Genomic DNA, 17,474 nt, shown 5'->3' with positions numbered 1-17,474 from the left:
CTCGGCCTCCGGCGGCTAGGCAGCGCGAAACGCGATTGCCTTCAGAGCCTTGGGGATTATGCCTTGAGGGCCGGTTCGGTCAGTTCATAGGTCTTGTCTTGGGGGCTGGCGCGGCTCAGGTGCTGTCGGCGACTTCTACAGTCATTTTTCGCACCGCCGCCGTGGCAAAGGGCTGGCGTGAGCTCAAGTCAGTAGCGTAGCCAGCAGGAGCAACGCGGACGGTCTGCCGCATTCGAATTGGGGGACAAAATGGAAAGCTTCACGGAGCACATGAGGGACCTCCGAGTCCTCCTGGACACAAACATTGTCCTGGCCATCGAGGGCGACGAAGGTGCAGACCACGTTAACCACAAGTCTGCATCGACGGTTTGTCGTCTTGTTCTAGACTCCGGCGGGCAGATCTCCATCGTGGAGAACCAATTTGACGACATCTCGCGGATTCACGATCGCCAGCTAAGGGACCGCCGGCGCCGCCAGCTGGAGAAATATCCGCGGTTGGGACGTGTAGAACTCACTACAGAATTCCTGAATGAAGCACGCTACGCACCGGATCTGAGAGCCCGCAGCAATGATGGCGTGGACGCCGCGCTGCTTCTTACACTGCAACGTAACGCCGCCACCTGGTTGATAACCGAGGACCGGAAGCTCCACGCGCATGCTCGTGATGCCGGACTGCAAGAACGCGTGCTGATGCTCGATGATGCCCAAGGGGTGCTGACGGCACTATCGGGGCAGTTGCCGGTTCATTATTCCGTCGATGACGTTCAGCCTCACACCATAGACCCGGTCCAGCCGTTCTTTGATTCGCTTCGATCTGATTATGGCGACTTTTCCAACTGGTGGGACAAAGTCGTTGCCCAAAGACGGACGTGTCTGGTCATAGGGGGCGGCAAGGAAGTCCGTGGCCTGGCGGTCCTGGATCGTCAAAAACCCGAAGTGTCAGGATTGACCGGGAACAGCGTGAAGATCTGTACATTCAAGATTGCTGAAGCCAACCAGGGTAAGAAACTGGGAGAGACACTGCTCGAAGCGGTCATAGCCCGGATCCGGTCGATGCGGGCCGACACGTGCTTCATCGAGGCCTCCTTGGACAAAGAGCCCTTGCTCGCGATGCTGAGGGAATTCGGCTTCTTCGATTTGGGCCCCAAACCAGGGGCGCCGGGTCAGATAGTTCTAGGCAAGGTCCTGGAGCCTGGCGTCGACCAGGAACCGCCTGCGGACCCTCTCGAATACAACAGGCGCTATGGCCCTGGAAGACGACGCGTGAACAGGGCGTTCCTCGTTCCTATCATTCCCGTATTCCACAGCATGCTTTTCCCGGCGTCCGAACCACAGCAATCCTTCTTTGATTCGACCTATGGAAATGCCATCCGTAAGGTGTACATCTGTCACTCGGGTATCAAGGCGTTGGAGCCGGGCGACACTCTGTTCTTCCTCCGGACGCACGAAAGGCGGGCTGTGCACGCTGTCGGCGTCGTTGAGGAAACACGGCGCACCAGCGTTCTGGCCGACGTGCTGACTTTCGCAGGAGCACGCACCGTCTACCGTGCCGAGGAACTCCAGAAGATGTGCGCAAAGGAAGTGCTAGCAATTAAATTCAGGCTAGACCAAGTACTGGAGGCGCCAGTGTCCCGCGAAAACCTCAAAATGCTGGGAGTCATGGAAGAGTCCCCGCAATCAATCGCACAAATCAAATCAGAAGAAGGACTTCAGTGGGCAAGAACGCTCCAGCACGGGTAGCACTGATGTCTATCCGGCCGGAATTTGCGGACGCGATACTTTCCGGTGGGAAGGTTGTTGAGTTTCGCAAGCGGCCGGTCGCGGATGATGTCAGCCATGTTCTGATTTATGCCACGATGCCTGTTGGCTCACTCGTTGGGTGGTTTACCGTCCGAGAACAGCAGACCATGTCGCCAAGGAGGCTCTGGTCCGCGTTTCGTGCCGTCGGTGGTATTTCAAAGAGCAGGTTTTTCGAGTACTTCGACCAGCGGGAGCACGGAACGGGGATCCTAGTCGACACGGCAGCCCGGTTCCCTGAGCCCGTCCCCCTGACTGAACTCGGCGCCTCCCTCCGTCCCCCGCAGAGCTTCCAGTATCTGACTGCAGCCCAAGCAGAGACCTTCTTCAAGATAGTAGGGACCCAACCAGGTGGTGAGCCGCACGCCGAGCTGTACCCGCTGGCTCGTGTTGGCTGACGCCTCCCGCGAAGCGTGAGCATCCGACGCCGATGACACGGAATAGGCTCAATTCATGACGGAAAATGAGGCGGATCTAATCTGGCATTACACCGATGGTGCAGCTTTGATGAAAATTCTTGCGAAGAACGAGTTGTGGGCCGGTTCGGCGGCATTCATGAACGACACGAATGAACTGCTGAGCGGCAGTATCCAGCTTCGAAAACACTTCGAAGATCAGCGGCGAGCACTGCCGGAGGACGTTATCAAAGGGCTCGAGGAATACATTCCTGAAGTCAGGGAAAGGTCACGGCACTCCTTTGTACTCTCCGCCTCCTCAGATGGCGACAGCCTGACCATGTGGCGCTACTACGGCCGCGATCAAGTCAGCTTTGCAATAGGGCTTGACCGAAACCAGCCCTTGGTTCCCTTGGCACGCCTGACGGATGATAACCACCCGAACCCACCGGCAGGGTACATCGACGACATTTATGACAAGGACGAGGATGGGCAGATCGCCACGAATCCTGACGGAAGCCCCGTGGTTATTTTTGATCCAGATTGGGTAATTATCGAGGGCGGTGACTGGAAACCTGTGGTCTACGATCCGGCACAACAGTCGGAGATCATCACCGAGATCTTCGAAAACCTCCGTAAGGGTGTCGAAGAGCAATTGACTGTCGGACGTAATCGTCACTGGTGGCTGTATCCCTACTACATGAATGAGTCTCTGGACCTCATCAAAAACCAAGGCTTTCGCGACGAACGGGAAGAGCGGATCATCGTATGGCCCAACCCCGACTGGAAGTTCGTCTTCCACCGTCCCGGAGCCTTCGGGCTGGTGCCCTATGTGAAGCTCACTTCGTGGGGCGGAGTCGACGAAGACCTGCATGAGGAACCCTTCGCTATTGAAGCGGGGCGCCTCCCGATACGGGAAATTCGCATAGGTCCGACTCCGTATAGTTCCGAGGCCGCCGGCAGCTTGAAGCAGCTGCTTAACTTCCACGGCTTACATGACGTCAAGGTCTCGTACAGCGAGATCCCCTTTCGCCAGTAGGAAGGGCTGGGTGAGTTCCCCAGGGGCTGCCCGGTCAACTGTTATGTCTGGACCCGGTATGGGAACGTCGACGGTTATCGGTCAGGCTTGGTGCCCGGTTGGGCGGCCCCTTGTTCGCCCAGCCTGCCAGCCGGGTACAGGCTCGTCCAAGAACTGGATCTTTCCAAGGTTGAGCTCGCAGCGATGGTGCTTTTGCCGTTGTGCGTGGATCCGCAAGGATCGACCAGGTTGCTCGGCCCAAGCCGGGTCAGAATGCAAAATAAATCAGCAACATAATGACCGTTATGTTGTGGCCTTGGAGTTAAGGGTGGCGCGGCGCACGAGCAACCCGGCTTACGGAGTTCCAGTCAGAAGGAACATGGTTGCAGTAGTCCCCCCGTCACCGCGCATTTGATCGTGCGGGTCATACGTACACGGCTTGGGTCAGCAACCGCGCGGGACGTGCCAGCGGACTTTCGCGGCACGGTGATCGACCGGCTTGCGGGCACTCGATTCGAACGATTTCCCCGAGATAATGGCCAAATGGTTACTCGACGCCGCAGCGCAAGGGCTTCCGCCCGATGGCCCTCGCCAGAATCGGTTTGGATTGACCATGCCGCCTTGGACACATCAGACGCAGAATGGCTCTCCGACGCTCGATCTCTCACGCTCTGGGCAGTCGATGTTCCCGCTGGCCTGCTAGCTTCTTTGCCACAGCTCGAATGGCTCGACATTCGGGGAGGTTCGGAAAGCTCCATTGACTACATCTCCGAGTGCACCAAGCTGTCATATCTTCAGGTGAACCAAGTTCGTGGTCTCAGCGATTTGACCGTCCTAAACAGCCTGAAATCACTTCGACTGCTCAGTCTTCATGGGCTGCCAAAAGTGCGGCAGCTGCCCTCGTTTGCGCCTCTGGTCCGTCTGCGGCGTCTCGAAGTTGGGTCGATGAAGGGACTTTCCGCCCTCGCTCCCGCTCTCGAAGCTCCAGCACTCACAGAATTGGTGCTGGTAAGGGACGTCACGCTAGCCCCCGCGGATCCTGATTCGATCAGGGACCATCCAGCGTTGCAGGCGTTCACATGGTTCGCTGAGGATGTGCCGGACAAGACCTGGGCTCCGGTGATGGAGCGCGTCGGGCTACCGCAAGCTCGGATTCTGCAGCCGGATGAATGGTTCGAGAGGAACCCATAGCCGCATGCTCTCGCAGCGTCCGCAGTTGGATCCCCCATCGGTTGGGGTTTACAGCCATGGGAAGAGCAGGCCTTTCGAGCAGCCGCGCGCCGAGATCTATGGGACCCAAGGGTGAGATATACACTTCAGGGGGCTCATCGAGTCTTTGGAGAATGATCACAAAATGTAGGCGCTGACAGGGGGCGGGCGTGGGCGGGAATTCAACAGCCACCGAATGGGGCGAGCTCGGCCCGACGCAGGCGTGGAACGCCGCGCGACGCTATGCGGCATTGGGAGGCCGGAGCCGTGCGCAGAGGGCCAGCACCGTCGTTTCCGCCACCGTCTCCCTGACGCTTGCTTCCCTCGCCGGCATGGTTGTCAGCCGTGGCTCCGTCACTGCAGCAGCAGGCACGGAGCGCGAGTACCGCGGGTTGGCCGTGTTCAGGGCTCTGCTCGCGGTAGCCATCGGCATCGCACTCGGAACCCTCGTGTCCACGACCGTTCCCGCCTCGAGCAGTTTCGGAGTGATGGTGGCCCTCGAGTTGATGATCATCGGCTCGATGGCGGCAATCATGCCGTCTCTGAGGTTCCACCGCTCGCGGGGTCTCAGGCTGAATGCGCGGAGGTGGAAAAGGAGCCATGGAGTCAGGCATCTGTGGATCAGCAGCGCCCTGGTTCACGGCCCGGAGGCCACCGTCGACGATCTCTAAGCCGCGATGGGTACCCTCGTACAGGAATTCAGCCCCGGCTGGGCGGCCATAGTGTTCACGACCACAGACGTACAGGTACAGGCCTTGCAGCGACTCGGTTTCGGCCGTGCCAGCGAGAATTCCGGGCTGATGTACCGCACGGTCGGAGTAGCCCTGCAGCCCAGCAGGTGAGTACCCGTCGCCACGTGACCATTGAAGGATCCTTTACCGGGCTGGGTGTCCATGCAACCCAGTTGTCATGTGAGGCAAGGCCTCCGGGCGGAGTTCAAGCCCGTAAAGTGCGGGGCCTGATATTGGGGGATGCCGTACCAAACCTAGCTCGCCGGCCGTGGTCGTTCGCTGCGGTGTGCGTGATGGTCGCCTCGCTAACGCTGCTGGTGTTTGGATTGTCCCAGGTGCCGGTGATCCAGCTCCTGCCCTGGTATGGGGTCGCACATCTCCTGATTGGGGCGTGCATCTTCGTCCCGCCGGGGAGGCTTCCGTCGCTGCAACAGGCGGCGGCGTTCCTGCTGCCCGGTGCCCTGCTCGTGGTCCTGGCGCTGCTGAACCTGGGGTTTTGGGTCGGCGGCTGGCTGCTTGGACTGCCGGCCTGGGGGCTGCTGCTGAGCCGTTGGACGCCGAGAAACGCGCCCCGCGTGCTGCAGGTCCTGAAGTTCTTGGGCCTGCTGGTTCTAGGCCTCCTCATCTTCACATTCAATATGGTCTTCGTGATCTTCACCTCTGGACTCTTCCTGCTGCCGATCATCCCCCTGGTCCGGCTGGCCTACCCCGAGTACCGCGCCCGTCCGTTGCAGGCCGCCGTGGAGGTTCTGCTCGGACTCGCGGTGGTCGTGCTTGCCTTCGCGGTTCCCACCCCGGAAGGATCTTGGTCGTCGTCCTGGATTGCCGCTGGAGGTGCCGCGACGGCCGGGCTCATGATCGCATTCTGGGCCCACGGGCTCCCACGCCGCTCCCGGCGCCTACAGCTCAACGACGGAGCCATCGTCTAGCCCTGCCCGTGGGGATCTCCTCGGCGCCCAGTAGAGGATCCCTCAACGCGACATCCCGTCGTTCGCTGGGACAGCCCTCAGCTCTGTTCTTGATCCGAGAGGACGCGGAGTTCTTCCGGCCTCTCTGCACGTGCCAGTGACGATGCCAGAACCTCTCGGGCTCTCAAACGATCGCTTCGTCTGGCTGTCAGGAGGAGTACGGTAGCGCCTATCAGCACCGCCGCGACGACAGCGCCAAGGACTGCTGGAATGCTGGACCAGAAACCGGCCCCCGCGTTGTCGGACGGTGCCTGTGCCTTCGGACCCGGGTTCTCGCCCTGCGGCTGGACCGCCTGAGCTGTGGACCGGGGTGGCTGGAAGGCGTGGAGTACCTGCGACGAGAAGATAGTCACGGATTTGGCAGTTGTGTTGGTGATGAGGAGGGACCCATCGGGTTCGAGGGCGAGATGCCCTGGATCCTGGCCTGCGGGCAGGCCGAGCGAAACGCTCGTTCCGCCAGGTCGGATGACGGATAGGCCGTTGGCCATGTAGAGAACGTAGACAGCTCCGTCTGAACCGACCGCGACTTCCTTCGGCCCCCCGGGCACCGCCACCCGGTAGGCGACCGCTGCGCCTCCGGGTTTGATCACGGCGACGTCGTTTGCCGTGATATTCGTGACGTACACGGTACCTTCCGGGCCGACCGCAATCCCGTGCGGGTCGCTCGTCCGCCCGGGCGTGGAGCTGACATCGATGGTGCGCGAGACCCTGCTCGCGCCGGCCGGGATCTCCGAAACCGTCCCGTCATTCTGATTGGTCACGTAGGCGGTACCGTCCTTGGCGACGGCCACTTCCCGGGGATTCCCTCCGACGACGATCTCGCGATCCGGCGCGTCAGCCCCTGGTTCGATGACCGAGACCGTACCGAGGTCGGGGTTGGGAACGAACACCGTGCCGTCCGGGGCCGCAGCGATGAGGTGGGCACCCGGGGTGAGGGCAATTGTTCGCGTGACGCCCGGAGAGCCCTTCGGGATCACGCCGAGCTGCTCCTGCCGCTTGGCGAAGTCCCATCCCTCGACGTACAAAGTGCCATCGGCTGAAAGAGCCATTCCCGCAGCTCCATAGCCGGTCGTCAGAGTACGGGACGGCTTGCTCGCTCCAGCAGGAAGAATGCTTACCCCTCCTCCGGAGGAATAGTCGCCGATATAGGCGGTGCCGTCAGCGTCCACGACGACGCACAGCGGAGTTCCCCCGACGTCCACGACGTCCCCCGATGCGATCGCAGGACCAGCCCCAATCAACAGAATGCCGCCTACAGCGGCCACCCCTAGAACCCCGGAGAACCGCATACCCCTACCCCAAATCGATCTATATTGAAGAAAACCTCAGACACGCAGCATACTGTCAGCACTCCCCGTTCGGGGATCCTTCGACGGGCACGACGAGGCATCAAGCCTCGACAGAATGCACCCGATAGCGCTCACCACACTATTTGGTGGCGGGGTTTTCGATGGCGATGTAGCGCATGACAGTTGGGACGGGCCGATCGGGTTTCCTTCCGTCAGCGGGGCCCTGCACGTAGTCTTCTTCGGTGGCGAGAATGCGCCCTGTGGCGGGGTCGATGACGAGGATATTGCTTGAGGTCCCGTAGCGTTCGTCGCGGGTCTCGACGCTGAGTGCGATGCCGTGACGGCCGAGCCGGTCGGTGACCTCGCCAAGGACCCTCAGGCCGGGAAGTTTGGCGACGGCGCCCAGCACGGCGCGTTCTTGGGCGTTGGAAAGGTCCCAGTACCCAACGAAGAACCCAATAGTCTGAAACACGCCCTGGGGGCCTTCGTTGACCATCGCCGAGGAACGGGCCTGGAATGCGCCGATGTATGCGGCCATGCCTGCGTCGTCGGTTGGGACCGGTTGTGGCAGCGCCGGGGCAGGGATCTGCCCTGGCCCGTAGCTCTCGCGCTTAGTCTGCCCTGGTTGGACGTCCATCGGCCAGCCGAGAGCCCGGAACTTGACGTCCGAGCGGGTTGGCGAGAAGGGCTGGCCCACCGTCAAGGTCCGAGTTCCAGAGCCGTCGGTCTCCCGTCGGGTCTCGACGGTGACCGGGAGGGAGACGTCCATGGCCGGGGAGTTGTCGGGATTTTGCATGATCCCGGCCTCCCAATGGTGGATCGTGAAATAGCCAGGACTGTAACCTGGCCCGTCGGGAGTGCGGAGCTTCTGGCGGGCCTCCTCAAGCACTGTGCCGGCGTCCTTCGCGATGGGTTTTGGGTCGAGCATTGCTGGTGCTGGGGCGAGGACCGGTTCCGGAATCGGTGTGCTCTGCACGTTCGGCGTGCCGGGGCCAGCTGGCCTGGTGGCAAGGACGACGCCGGCGGCAGCGGCGGCGGTGCCAGCGGCGAGGAGGAGAGTCCGGCGGCGGAAGCTTCGGGGTACCCGAGTTCCGAGGGTGGCCGTGCGTCCAAGAATGGCCGCCAGATCGTGTTCGGCGCGTTCGTCGAGCGCCCGATGCGCGTCGGCCAGTGCGGGGTTGGCGCGGCCGATGAGGTCTTCAAGAGTTTCCATGGGTGTGTCCTTTCCGCTGCAGGATGTGTTGAAGTGCTTTCCGGGCCCGGCTGAGGCGCTTCCAGGCAGTGGCTTCGGAACATCCAAGCACCGCCGAGAGACGAGCGGCACTGAGCTCTTCCCAGTATGTGAGGTAGAGAATTTCCCGGTCCTTGTCTCCCAGCTCGAGCAGTGCCTCCCGCACCAGGTCCCCTTCCGCCCGGACGGGGCCGGCTGCCAGTTCGTCTCCGACACGGCGCAACAGGGCCTGTTCCCTGTACTGGCGCCGGTACTCGTTGCCGAGGAGATTCCGGGCGATCGTGTAGAGCCAGGCGAGCTCGTGGGCTCCGCGCTGGTGCATCTTCGACCACGCGATGCGGAACGTGTCCGCCGCAACCTCGCGCGCCGTCTCCTCGTCCCGCAGGCGCCGCTGGGCGAACGCTAGGACCAACCAGTAATGGCGTCGGTAGAAGTCAGCGAACTCCGTCTCCGGAACCGATACCTCCCCGTCCACCACGGACAGTGCCGTCTTCATGGCACTCATCCGCATCACCCCTCTGCTCAGGATTACCTTCCCATGTCACTGGCTTTATTTCCGGCCGACGCCGAATCCTGACACGCCCTTGAAAAAACCCTTCAGGCGACCAGCAGAACCGACGTCGCTGCCGGCCCGTCGCTGCGAAGCTCGCGCACGCCGTCGAGAGGACATGCTCACAGATTCACAAAGCAGCGCACCCCGCATCGCCAGTCAACGTGACGGAACTCGTCGAGCCTCGAATGGGTGGTCGAGCCCCAGGTCGTGACCGTTGACGTGTAGGTTCTTACCGGTGAAGCGCCCGCCATGCATGGCCCACCGAGACGATGACGTCTGGCCATACGCGCCGCTCCAGGGGATCGCGGAATCCATGATGGGGGTGAAGCGCACGTTCTGGTCCGGTTTCCCAAACCTTCCCCCGCCGAGCTGATTCTCTCTACCGGAATGCCGCAAAGGTCATCCCCTCCGAGTTCCTCTGCGCGAATCGTCCGGTAGAGGATCCCTCACCGGGACGCCTCGAAGAGGATGAGCTCGGACCGATCGTCGTCCCCGGTCACGCCGCGAATCTCCATGAATCGGGCGACCGGCCGGAAGTTGAGAGTCTCGTGCATCCGGATGGATGCCGTGTTGTGTTCGTTCGTGAAGTAGCACGCGATCGAAGCCCGAGACCAGATCCATTCCAGTCTCGCCTGGGTGAGGGCAAAACCGACTCCTTGCCGGCGGAACCCCGGAGCGACAACCACGCCCCCGAGATAGTGGCCGGCGGGTGCGGCGCCATCGGGACCCAGGTGGAGATGCATCTTGGCCACGCCGACGACCTCGCCTTGTGTGACAGCCACCAATACGACTCGGTCGCTCCTGGGGGCTATCATCTCGCTGGTCCAACGTGTTCGTTCGCTGGCCTCACAGACCGAGATCACTTGTCCCAGGTCATCCGGGGTGGATTCACGAATCTGCACGGACACAGCGTACTGGGCGAGCCGAACCGCTCCTTCGATCCTGCCCGGAAGTCGATCCCCGTTCGATTCACTTCACGGCAAGCCGGTAATAACCCGGATGATCTGAAGCACGAGAAGCGCTGTAACGAAAGGCAGAGACCGTCTCGCCCTCTTCCTTTGTCGCTCACGCCGCTCACGACCGGGTTTACGTGGGAGGGCAAATGCCATGACAAGCAGCAGACCCAAGGCGGCGCAGGTAAAAGCCAGCACGCCGATTGCAAAGGGTCTGCTGGGCCCCGAGGCAGCGGAAATCTGCACCGTTGAGAGCAGCGCCTGGCTGAAACCCAGAGTGGGCTTCGCCAGCATGTCCATGAACTCTAGTGGCATGTGCTTCCGCCATTTCCTGGTTGCGATGATCGTGGCTCGGGCTCACTCTTGTCGCCCGGTCAAGGGTGCCATATAGATAGCTGAGGACCCCTCCTACGATGCTGGAGCCGTCGAGTCTCCGCCTGTCCAGCACGAATGGAGAGACTCAGTCATTTGTTGCTGCACGGGAGACGCGGACGCCGTTGAGATAAGCACGGATCGCCACCCGTTCCACCACATGGTCGAGCGCTCGAAAAGAGTCCCGGCCAGGTCCACTCAGGCAATATCGCTTGATACACGATCTGGCGGCGCACGGTGAAGGATGGGGTTAGGAGAGTCTGAGACGATGCTGCAATGACAATTAGTGGCGCGCACGCAACTGCATTTTTCGAGGAAGTCATCCGCGAACAGCAAGTCTGGAAAGACTCACGGGGGCGGATTCGACGGCCGAGCGGGGCACTGCACCTCCATGGTGCCGGCAGTCCGCGTGCCACCGGCCGGGCGGCTCCCGATGGTACGGTCGGTGGTTTCGCGGGGGTCATTGGTGGAGGGGTTTAGTCAGGTTGAGGCTGATGGTCTGGCCTGGGGCCAACTCCCCGGAGGGCAGGTCGGTGAAGGTGTACCAGACGCGGCCAGTGCCGGTGAGCGGGCGGTTCGCCCATTCCAGATCGGGCATTCCGAAACGGAAGGAGATCTGGCGTTCGGTGTCCCCTGGTGCGGTGGTGTAGGTCTGGGGGATCCCGTCGGCGTCGGCGGTGAAAGTGCCTTGGGCGCCGTCGATCTTCAGCTCTCCGGGTATGAGGCTCACCTTGCTCCCCGCGGGGATGGGACGGTCCACGGTCAGGGACGGGTTGTACTGCAGCAACTGCTCGGTGGTGCACCGGAATTTGTAGCCGATGCTGTCGAACGAGTCGCCGTCGACGGTAGTGTAGAAGATGGTTTGGCCGGATGAATTGTTGACGGTTCTTCCTCGACCGGATCGGCTGTCGACGGGATTCTTCTGCAGCTGGATGTGGTTCCCGGCACGGACAAAGTAGGTGTTGCCCTTCTCGTACACGTACGGGACTTTGTTCGCTTCGGCCAGCTGTTCGCCGGTGATTCCAAACCGGTAGGTGATCCCGCCAAGAGTGTCACCGGATTCAATGGTGTAACTCGTGGGGATGCCGTTTTCGTTGACGGTAGCCGTCCCCTTCGCGCCCGTGATCGGACCTGGAGCCGGGATCAGTCGAAGCTTCGTGTTGGGCGCCAACGCGCTCCCGGGCTGAAGCCCATTGAATTCAGCGAGTTTCTCCTCGGTGATGTGGAAGGTTGCAGCCACTTCCGCTGACGTGTCACCGGAGACGGTGGTGTAGTAATCCACGTTCCCAAACGAATCGGCAACCGTCTGCCCGGCCAGGGAAGACGTCCCCTGGTTGGATGGTTTCGCCATCGCGGTGGGCCCTGCAACGGTTGGAGCCGCTGTGTTGTCCGGACGCTCTACTAGGTTCGAGGCGACGAGTACGCATGCCGCGACCGCCGCGGCCGCAAGCCCTGCGGTGACGAAACGGCCCCGATGACGTTTGCCGGGCGCGCGGTGAAAGTCGTGGACGGATCCGCCGACGGCGATGTGGGTGACCTCGGAATTTACGAATGACAGAGACCGCTGGCGGCTGCGGTCCAGTTCGTCCTCGGTGATCGTGAGTGCAGGGTCGGTGGCTGACAGCAGGTCGGCGGCAGAGTGGTCCTTACTCATTCTGTTGCTCCTTCTGACACTGTCTGTTTCTGAAGTATTCGGCCTAGTTCCTTGCGGGCCCGGTGCAGGCGCATTCGCACCGCAGTCGCCGTGGTGTTGAGGAGCTGGGACACTTCGACGGCGGTCAGTCCGTCCCAGTACGTCAGCAGTAACACCTCCCGTTCCTTCGGGTCCAAATGGTCGATGCCATCCAGGACGGCGGATCCCTCCGTAGGTGTTCCATAGACGCGCTCCAACCGTAAAACGCCGATGAGTCCGGCAGACCGGGATACGGACCTGTCATGGTTTCGGAGTACGTTCTTGGCTACGCCGAAAAGGACGATTGCCGAGAGGTCATCGCCGTGTCCGGACTTCTCCCAGACAATCCTGAAGACCTCAGCGCACAGGTCCTCCGCGGTGGCGGCGCCGTCCGTCCGGCGCCGAAAATAGCGATAGATACGGTCATGGGCCGCCGCGTGAGCGGCTAAGAACCGTTTTTCCCTCTCCAGATCCACACGTTCCCCCATTGTTTGCAAGCTCATGCCCTGTTAATGTCCGGCAGCCAACAAACTGTAACGAGAATTTCGAAAAACTCTGTACCGGCGAAAACTAATTTGGCGGATCGAGAACGTTTCCGGCCCGGCGGACCAGCAGGGATCCTTTATCGTGCGGGGTCTGAGCTTGAACCTGCGAACTGCCAACTGAGGCTCGCAGGCTCCCTATGGGTGCGTTGCGGGGTGCTTGGCAAGGATCGCATTCAGGGATTGGGCCGCACGGGCCTGTTCCTCCTTGCCTGTCGGGAGAAGTTCGAAGTGGTCCTGGAACGGTGTGGCGCTTCCATGGATCTCGAAGACGAGCTTGGGCCGGGAGGCCAGAGGGGATTTGAGCTCCTCCAGCCGAATCTCTTTCACAAGATTCCAAGGGATTAGCCCGAAGGAAAACTTCCCCCGAGGCCGGACCAGCTCGATTCCTCGCCCGTCGGCGATGAGGAGGATGCGCCCGCCGCGGCCTCGGGCATGCCTCATGAGCGGGCCGGGACGAAGAAAGAAGTCCGTGAATCCGACGCCCCAGTAGGTTTCGACAATCACCGCATCGGGGCGTGCGACACGGAGGGCCGCGGCAGCTTTCCTGGCCCTACTGGCCGGAACGGTCAGCAGGAAGAACATCAGGACACCGAAAATTGCCAACGCGAGAAGCAGGTCCCACAGGGTTTCGGCGCCCCTCGAGCGGGCACCGATGAAAAAGCGGGCGGTGAACAGCACCGCCATCGCCGCCAGGAGGACGAGTCGGAGGGCGGGCGCTCTGGATTTGCTCGGACGCTCAGTCATGTGAAGACTCTACGACTTCGGCTCTAAAGCAGCCCTGGACCCGCCGAAGCAAGGACGGAATCGTCGTTTTGCAAACGAAGGCAGACGCGCCCTTATCGCCGCCCGTAAGCCGGTGGTCTAAAGGGCCTTCCTGCGTGCGATGGAGGATCCGCTACCGGGCACCGCGAGGTGTCCCGGAGAAGGTTCCGCTACGGGGCGCCCTCTCGAGTCGAAGAACATCATGCTGGACATCGAAACTACGCTTTTGAAACGCCCCGATGAGACCCGTTCTCCTCGGGGCTTCTGCCCGGAAACCAGAGCCGGGGCAAACCTAGACGCACGGCCCAGCGGAGCCTCATTTGCTCGGGCGGCCGGTCCTTGGTCGACGTAGGCCGAGCACCACCAGGATGATGCCGACGACCACGACGATCAGCCCGATGGAGAGCCACATTCGGTTACCGGTCATGAAACTTCCCGGGATCAGGTTCATTCCCTGCCCGGCGAATACTCCACCGATGATCACAGCGATCACACCGATGGTGATGAGGGCGATGCGCCCGACACTGCTGTTCACGCTGCCCAACTTCCGTCAACCAGGGGAAGAACCGGTACATAGAAAACGGTACTGGGTTTCGCTACAAATTTCGGGACTGCACCGGATTCTCTGTGTGACTCGCAGCGATAAATGGCGGTTTTTTCGCAGCGCTATTTGTCATCCTTCAGCACATAAGGGGATCCCCTATCGGACCAACCTCACGGCGAGCGTGAAGATGTAGACGGCCTGTGGGACGCCGCACCCGATCATGCTTCCGGTCTCTCTCGCGCCGAATGCTTCGCTGGGACATCGTCTTGCTCGATTGGCCAAGTCGTAGTTCATAGTATTTGGTATCGTGACGGTCAACCGAACAATGTCATTCCCAACCAAGCCGAGGTCCCTCTGGAACCGTCAAAACCATCCGTCGACCCCGCCGCACTGACATATTTCGATCGCCTGATAGCTTCGGGGAAATACGGCAGAGACTCCCTGTATTACTGGAACAGGTTTGGGAACTTCTTCTTGCTGTTCAAGGCCATTTTCGTCCTGGAAGCCCTCGCCATCGGCGCTACCGTACTATCGACCCGGCCTAAAGGATCAAGCCCGTTCTTCTACATTCCTATGAGCGTCCTGGGTCTGACACTCGTCATCTATCTCACGATCGCCGTCATTCGGCTGTCGGCACTACTTCGTTCAAGGGCTCACGATCGCCGGAACTTGAAGCAGGGGGTTGCCCTCGACATACCGTCGGTAGGTTGGAGGCCGGCCCGGAACTGGAAGCCCGGCATGCCCGCCACATCTCAATTCGAGTAAACCGCCGCCCAAATTCCACTCACATTGCCACAGATAGTCCGCCGCAGGCCTACTCGCTTAACTTCATGCGCTTCCAGACTGAAAACGTCCCAGTCAGGGATCCTCAACCGGGCGGTGAACGCGGGTGGAGCCTGAGCCCGCGTCATCGCCCTCTGATCAGACGTCCAGCAATGAATCGTCATACCAGACGTCTTCGTAGCCAGGCGCCAAGAGGAAGCGCCACCCCGGCGGCAAAGCGAGATAGGGAATGACTTCCGGGCACAAGCTATCCAGATGCTCGATGTGCAACGGAACAAAGAAGTCGTGCACGGTTCCTATCTCTTCGCCGCGCCAGATGAACCAGCCACTGGTCCCGGTAGCGGCGGGATGCCTCAGGCCATTGAGTGGGAGAACATCACGTGATCGCACGTTTTCGGCGACTCCTAGCTTCACTCCGTACGAGGGTGGTGCTGGGACAGCCCCGAACCTGGCGGTTAGCTGGATCTGGGCAGAAAGGATCAAATCATTCACACCAAGAATCTTCGCCTATAAAAGCAGGAATACCTGCCAGTTAGTCGCTCCACCCCACCGCAAAACCCATGAAGCTACAAAACCGCAGGTTGTAAGGGATTAGCCTTCGTGGAATTCTTTACGCCATGCGCCTTTTCCGTAGGAAAGAACCGTCTGCTCCCCTGCACCCTATCTCTGCCTTTTGGGAGTGGTGGGTAAGGGAGGGCCACATGCTCGATCCCCGGAACCAATCGCCTGCTATTGAACAGCTGAGTCAGAGGGTTGCAGCGATCCATCCGGACCTGACATGGCACTTCGGCGCCGGAAGCGAGTCCGAACACCGGCTCACTGTGTCGGCTAACGGAACAGCGGAGGTGCGGCCCTCGGCCCAGCGATGGCTCCGTGCTGCCCCGCCTGCAGATCCGACCTGGGAGTTCCGCTCGAGCCAAGAAGCAGACCCGAACGCTCTGGGTACCGTGTTGGAGATCGCCGGCAGTAAGCTCGATCTGTCGAAAACCGAGTTCCGCGTCGAAACCGCCGAGGAGGAGCTCAGGGTCCATATCGGGGTGTACCACCCGGTGTTCCGGGACCTTCCGGAGTCCACGAGACTGCAAGTGTCATTCCTCGTTCTTGACTGGCTTCTCGGCGAGGATGACGTCGAGCGCTGGCTGGGCCAGATTGAGGCACTTACAGCGCCTTCGGTGGACTCCACCAACGGCGACGGCATCCTCCGCGCTGTCGAGTCGATCGCCGAACACCACGACCCTGATAAGTGGACACTATCCCGATGGGAAGACGCCAATGGCACTCCCGCGTTCGCGAGCTTTAGAAGATCTCTGCGCTGGATCGACCACCCGACTCTTGACGTTCACCATGGTGTCCATGCTTCGTTTGCATCCCAGGACAATGGACTTCCAGCCGACGGGGCCGCGCTCGACTCACTCCGAAGCCTTGAGGATGAGCTGGAATTGCTGCTTGGTCCTCGTGGTCTGGTCATTGGCCACGAGACCGCCTCCGGACGTCGCACCTTCCACGTCTACACCGACGGCGAAGACCAGAACGTAGCAGCCGGGCTGTCCGATTGGGTTCGAGCTCGACATCTTTCCATCGAGTCTGCCCCTGACCCGGCTTGGCGCCGCGTACGCCAGTTCACAGGCTGAGATCCGCAACGGGCCTGCCGGCGAACCTCGGGGTGGCAGCCCGAGCGCGCCCGCAGAGGGATCCTCAACCGGAAGGCCGCGGCCGGTATTCGTTCGGATACAGGTCTGCGCATCGGCCAGCAACTCGGCCGGCTCACCGGCTATTTCAACGCCTTCGAATCATCGGACGCGCATATGATCAGTCGGAGTGCCGCGTCGCGGCCCGATTCGGGGGGAGTTGATCGATAGTGAATGAGATCTGCAGCGTTGGCTTGGGGTGGTGGCGTACCGGAAACGTATCGATCAGACTGCTCTGCCTTGGAGCCGTCTTGGGCACCGCCGGAGCATTGGCCTTATCTCTCAGTCATGCATGGGGCCGCCAAGTCAATGCTTATGCTCTCGTCTGGGGTCTGTTTTTCCTGGTCCTCGAGGTGATTGTGATGGCCATCCTGGGAATCATGGTTGCCGGCGCGGTCTTATCGGTCAGATTCCTAGTGACCGAGTCAGCGACCCGCAAGACACGTGCCGTTGCCACAGGAGTCGCGGCACTGATGAGCTCGAGCGCATTGGCTTTTGCACTCTTCAGCGTTTTCCCGTTCTCTGAGAATCCCTGGGCAGTCGGAGGCATCACCGGAGTTGTGGTGGGCATCACGTTTGCCACGGTCTCCTACCGGCACACGTCCCAGCGGACCGCCCCCGGGTCTTGTTGACACCTCCACGCATAGCGCCGAGTGACCGCGGTGCTCGGTAAAGGATCCTTCACCGGGCGCCATTGAAGCATGATCCCCGTTCTGGATCAGGACCGAAACCTGCGACGGCAATAGATGATCATGGCAACGCCTACCAAAACGTTGAAAGCCGGTGACAAGTAGAGCCACCAATGTCGCGGTGGATCGGAAAGGATGAAAGCAATATTCACTGCTGCACCGATAAGCAGTATGACGCCGACCCAAAACATTGCTCTCCATAGTTTCCGGTCCGCTACAGTGCCTGCTTTATCCCAGTCCATTGCAATAGTGACTCACACCGGAGTCTCTACGTG

The 17,474-nt window shown here is 60.9% G+C and carries 18 protein-coding genes; 9 read left to right on the top strand and 9 right to left on the bottom strand.

Translation table 11 applies throughout. The features are described from left to right. Positions 1-249: 249 nt before the first annotated feature. The 7 genes from ACSVHC_RS15645 to ACSVHC_RS15615 all read left to right on the top strand — a co-directional run bounded on the left by ACSVHC_RS15645 (position 250) and on the right by ACSVHC_RS15615 (position 6,079). Positions 250-1,740: a GNAT family N-acetyltransferase gene (locus ACSVHC_RS15645; RefSeq protein WP_439181104.1), complete on the top strand. Its 1,491-nt coding sequence runs from the start codon at positions 250-252 to the stop codon at positions 1,738-1,740. Beyond that, a complete protein-coding gene (locus tag ACSVHC_RS15640) occupies positions 1,713-2,195 on the top strand; it encodes an ASCH domain-containing protein (RefSeq protein WP_439181103.1) in 483 nt (160 codons plus the stop codon). The genes ACSVHC_RS15645 and ACSVHC_RS15640 overlap by 28 nt, the downstream gene beginning before the upstream one ends. 55 nt (positions 2,196-2,250) lie before the next feature. Further along, positions 2,251-3,231, top strand: a complete 981-nt coding sequence (locus tag ACSVHC_RS15635; RefSeq protein WP_439181102.1) for a DUF2971 domain-containing protein — start codon at positions 2,251-2,253, stop codon at positions 3,229-3,231. A 600-nt stretch (positions 3,232-3,831) separates the two neighbouring features. Continuing rightward, positions 3,832-4,401, top strand: coding sequence for a hypothetical protein (locus ACSVHC_RS15630; protein WP_439181101.1), 570 nt, complete (start codon positions 3,832-3,834; stop codon positions 4,399-4,401). A gap of 188 nt (positions 4,402-4,589) precedes the next feature. Further along, entirely contained in the window at positions 4,590-5,090 is a 501-nt protein-coding gene (locus ACSVHC_RS15625; RefSeq protein WP_439181100.1) for a hypothetical protein, read from the top strand. A gap of 6 nt (positions 5,091-5,096) precedes the next feature. Next, complete coding sequence (locus tag ACSVHC_RS15620) at positions 5,097-5,261, top strand: hypothetical protein (protein WP_439181099.1); 165 nt, start codon at positions 5,097-5,099, stop codon at positions 5,259-5,261. Positions 5,262-5,443: 182 nt separating this feature from the next. Then, positions 5,444-6,079: a hypothetical protein gene (locus ACSVHC_RS15615; protein ID WP_439181098.1), complete on the top strand. Its 636-nt coding sequence runs from the start codon at positions 5,444-5,446 to the stop codon at positions 6,077-6,079. Between the two features lie 77 nt (positions 6,080-6,156). On the opposite strand, the gene ACSVHC_RS15610 is transcribed toward ACSVHC_RS15615, so the two are convergent. The 9 genes from ACSVHC_RS15610 to ACSVHC_RS15570 form a co-directional block, all read right to left on the bottom strand. Beyond that, complete coding sequence (locus tag ACSVHC_RS15610; protein ID WP_439181097.1) at positions 6,157-7,407, bottom strand: virginiamycin B lyase family protein; 1,251 nt, start codon at positions 7,405-7,407, stop codon at positions 6,157-6,159. 139 nt (positions 7,408-7,546) lie between these two features. Further along, on the bottom strand, positions 7,547-8,620 hold the full coding sequence (locus ACSVHC_RS15605; protein WP_439181096.1) for a CU044_5270 family protein: 1,074 nt from the start codon (positions 8,618-8,620) through the stop codon (positions 7,547-7,549). Continuing rightward, on the bottom strand, positions 8,607-9,143 hold the full coding sequence (locus tag ACSVHC_RS15600; protein WP_439181095.1) for an RNA polymerase sigma factor: 537 nt from the start codon (positions 9,141-9,143) through the stop codon (positions 8,607-8,609). Before ACSVHC_RS15600 ends, ACSVHC_RS15605 begins: the two co-directional genes overlap by 14 nt. 494 nt (positions 9,144-9,637) lie before the next feature. Further along, positions 9,638-10,006: a GNAT family N-acetyltransferase gene (locus tag ACSVHC_RS15595; RefSeq protein ID WP_439181394.1), complete on the bottom strand. Its 369-nt coding sequence runs from the start codon at positions 10,004-10,006 to the stop codon at positions 9,638-9,640. Between the two features lie 970 nt (positions 10,007-10,976). Further along, complete coding sequence (locus ACSVHC_RS15590; RefSeq protein ID WP_439181094.1) at positions 10,977-12,170, bottom strand: LysM peptidoglycan-binding domain-containing protein; 1,194 nt, start codon at positions 12,168-12,170, stop codon at positions 10,977-10,979. Further along, a complete protein-coding gene (locus tag ACSVHC_RS15585; RefSeq protein WP_439181093.1) occupies positions 12,167-12,691 on the bottom strand; it encodes an RNA polymerase sigma factor in 525 nt (174 codons plus the stop codon). Before ACSVHC_RS15585 ends, ACSVHC_RS15590 begins: the two co-directional genes overlap by 4 nt. A 177-nt stretch (positions 12,692-12,868) precedes the next feature. Continuing rightward, positions 12,869-13,477: a hypothetical protein gene (locus ACSVHC_RS15580; RefSeq protein ID WP_439181092.1), complete on the bottom strand. Its 609-nt coding sequence runs from the start codon at positions 13,475-13,477 to the stop codon at positions 12,869-12,871. 334 nt (positions 13,478-13,811) lie between these two features. After that, the gene (locus ACSVHC_RS15575) at positions 13,812-14,030 is read right to left on the bottom strand and encodes a hypothetical protein (RefSeq protein WP_439181091.1); all 219 of its coding nucleotides are present in this window, start codon (positions 14,028-14,030) and stop codon (positions 13,812-13,814) included. A gap of 930 nt (positions 14,031-14,960) precedes the next feature. Further along, positions 14,961-15,314, bottom strand: a complete 354-nt coding sequence (locus ACSVHC_RS15570) for an immunity protein Imm33 domain-containing protein (protein ID WP_439181090.1) — start codon at positions 15,312-15,314, stop codon at positions 14,961-14,963. 209 nt (positions 15,315-15,523) lie between these two features. Between ACSVHC_RS15570 and ACSVHC_RS15565 the strand changes: the two genes are divergently transcribed. Further along, on the top strand, positions 15,524-16,453 hold the full coding sequence (locus tag ACSVHC_RS15565; protein WP_439181089.1) for a hypothetical protein: 930 nt from the start codon (positions 15,524-15,526) through the stop codon (positions 16,451-16,453). Positions 16,454-16,761: 308 nt separating this feature from the next. Beyond that, positions 16,762-17,142 (top strand): hypothetical protein, encoded by a 381-nt coding sequence (locus tag ACSVHC_RS15560; RefSeq protein ID WP_439181088.1) that lies wholly within the window; start codon positions 16,762-16,764, stop codon positions 17,140-17,142. Positions 17,143-17,474: the final 332 nt, after the last annotated feature.

Origin of the sequence: Arthrobacter sp. KNU-44 (assembly GCF_051843155.1) — a bacterium.
Lineage (GTDB): Bacteria > Actinomycetota > Actinomycetes > Actinomycetales > Micrococcaceae > Arthrobacter.
This window is presented reverse-complemented; position numbering and strand designations above follow the sequence as displayed.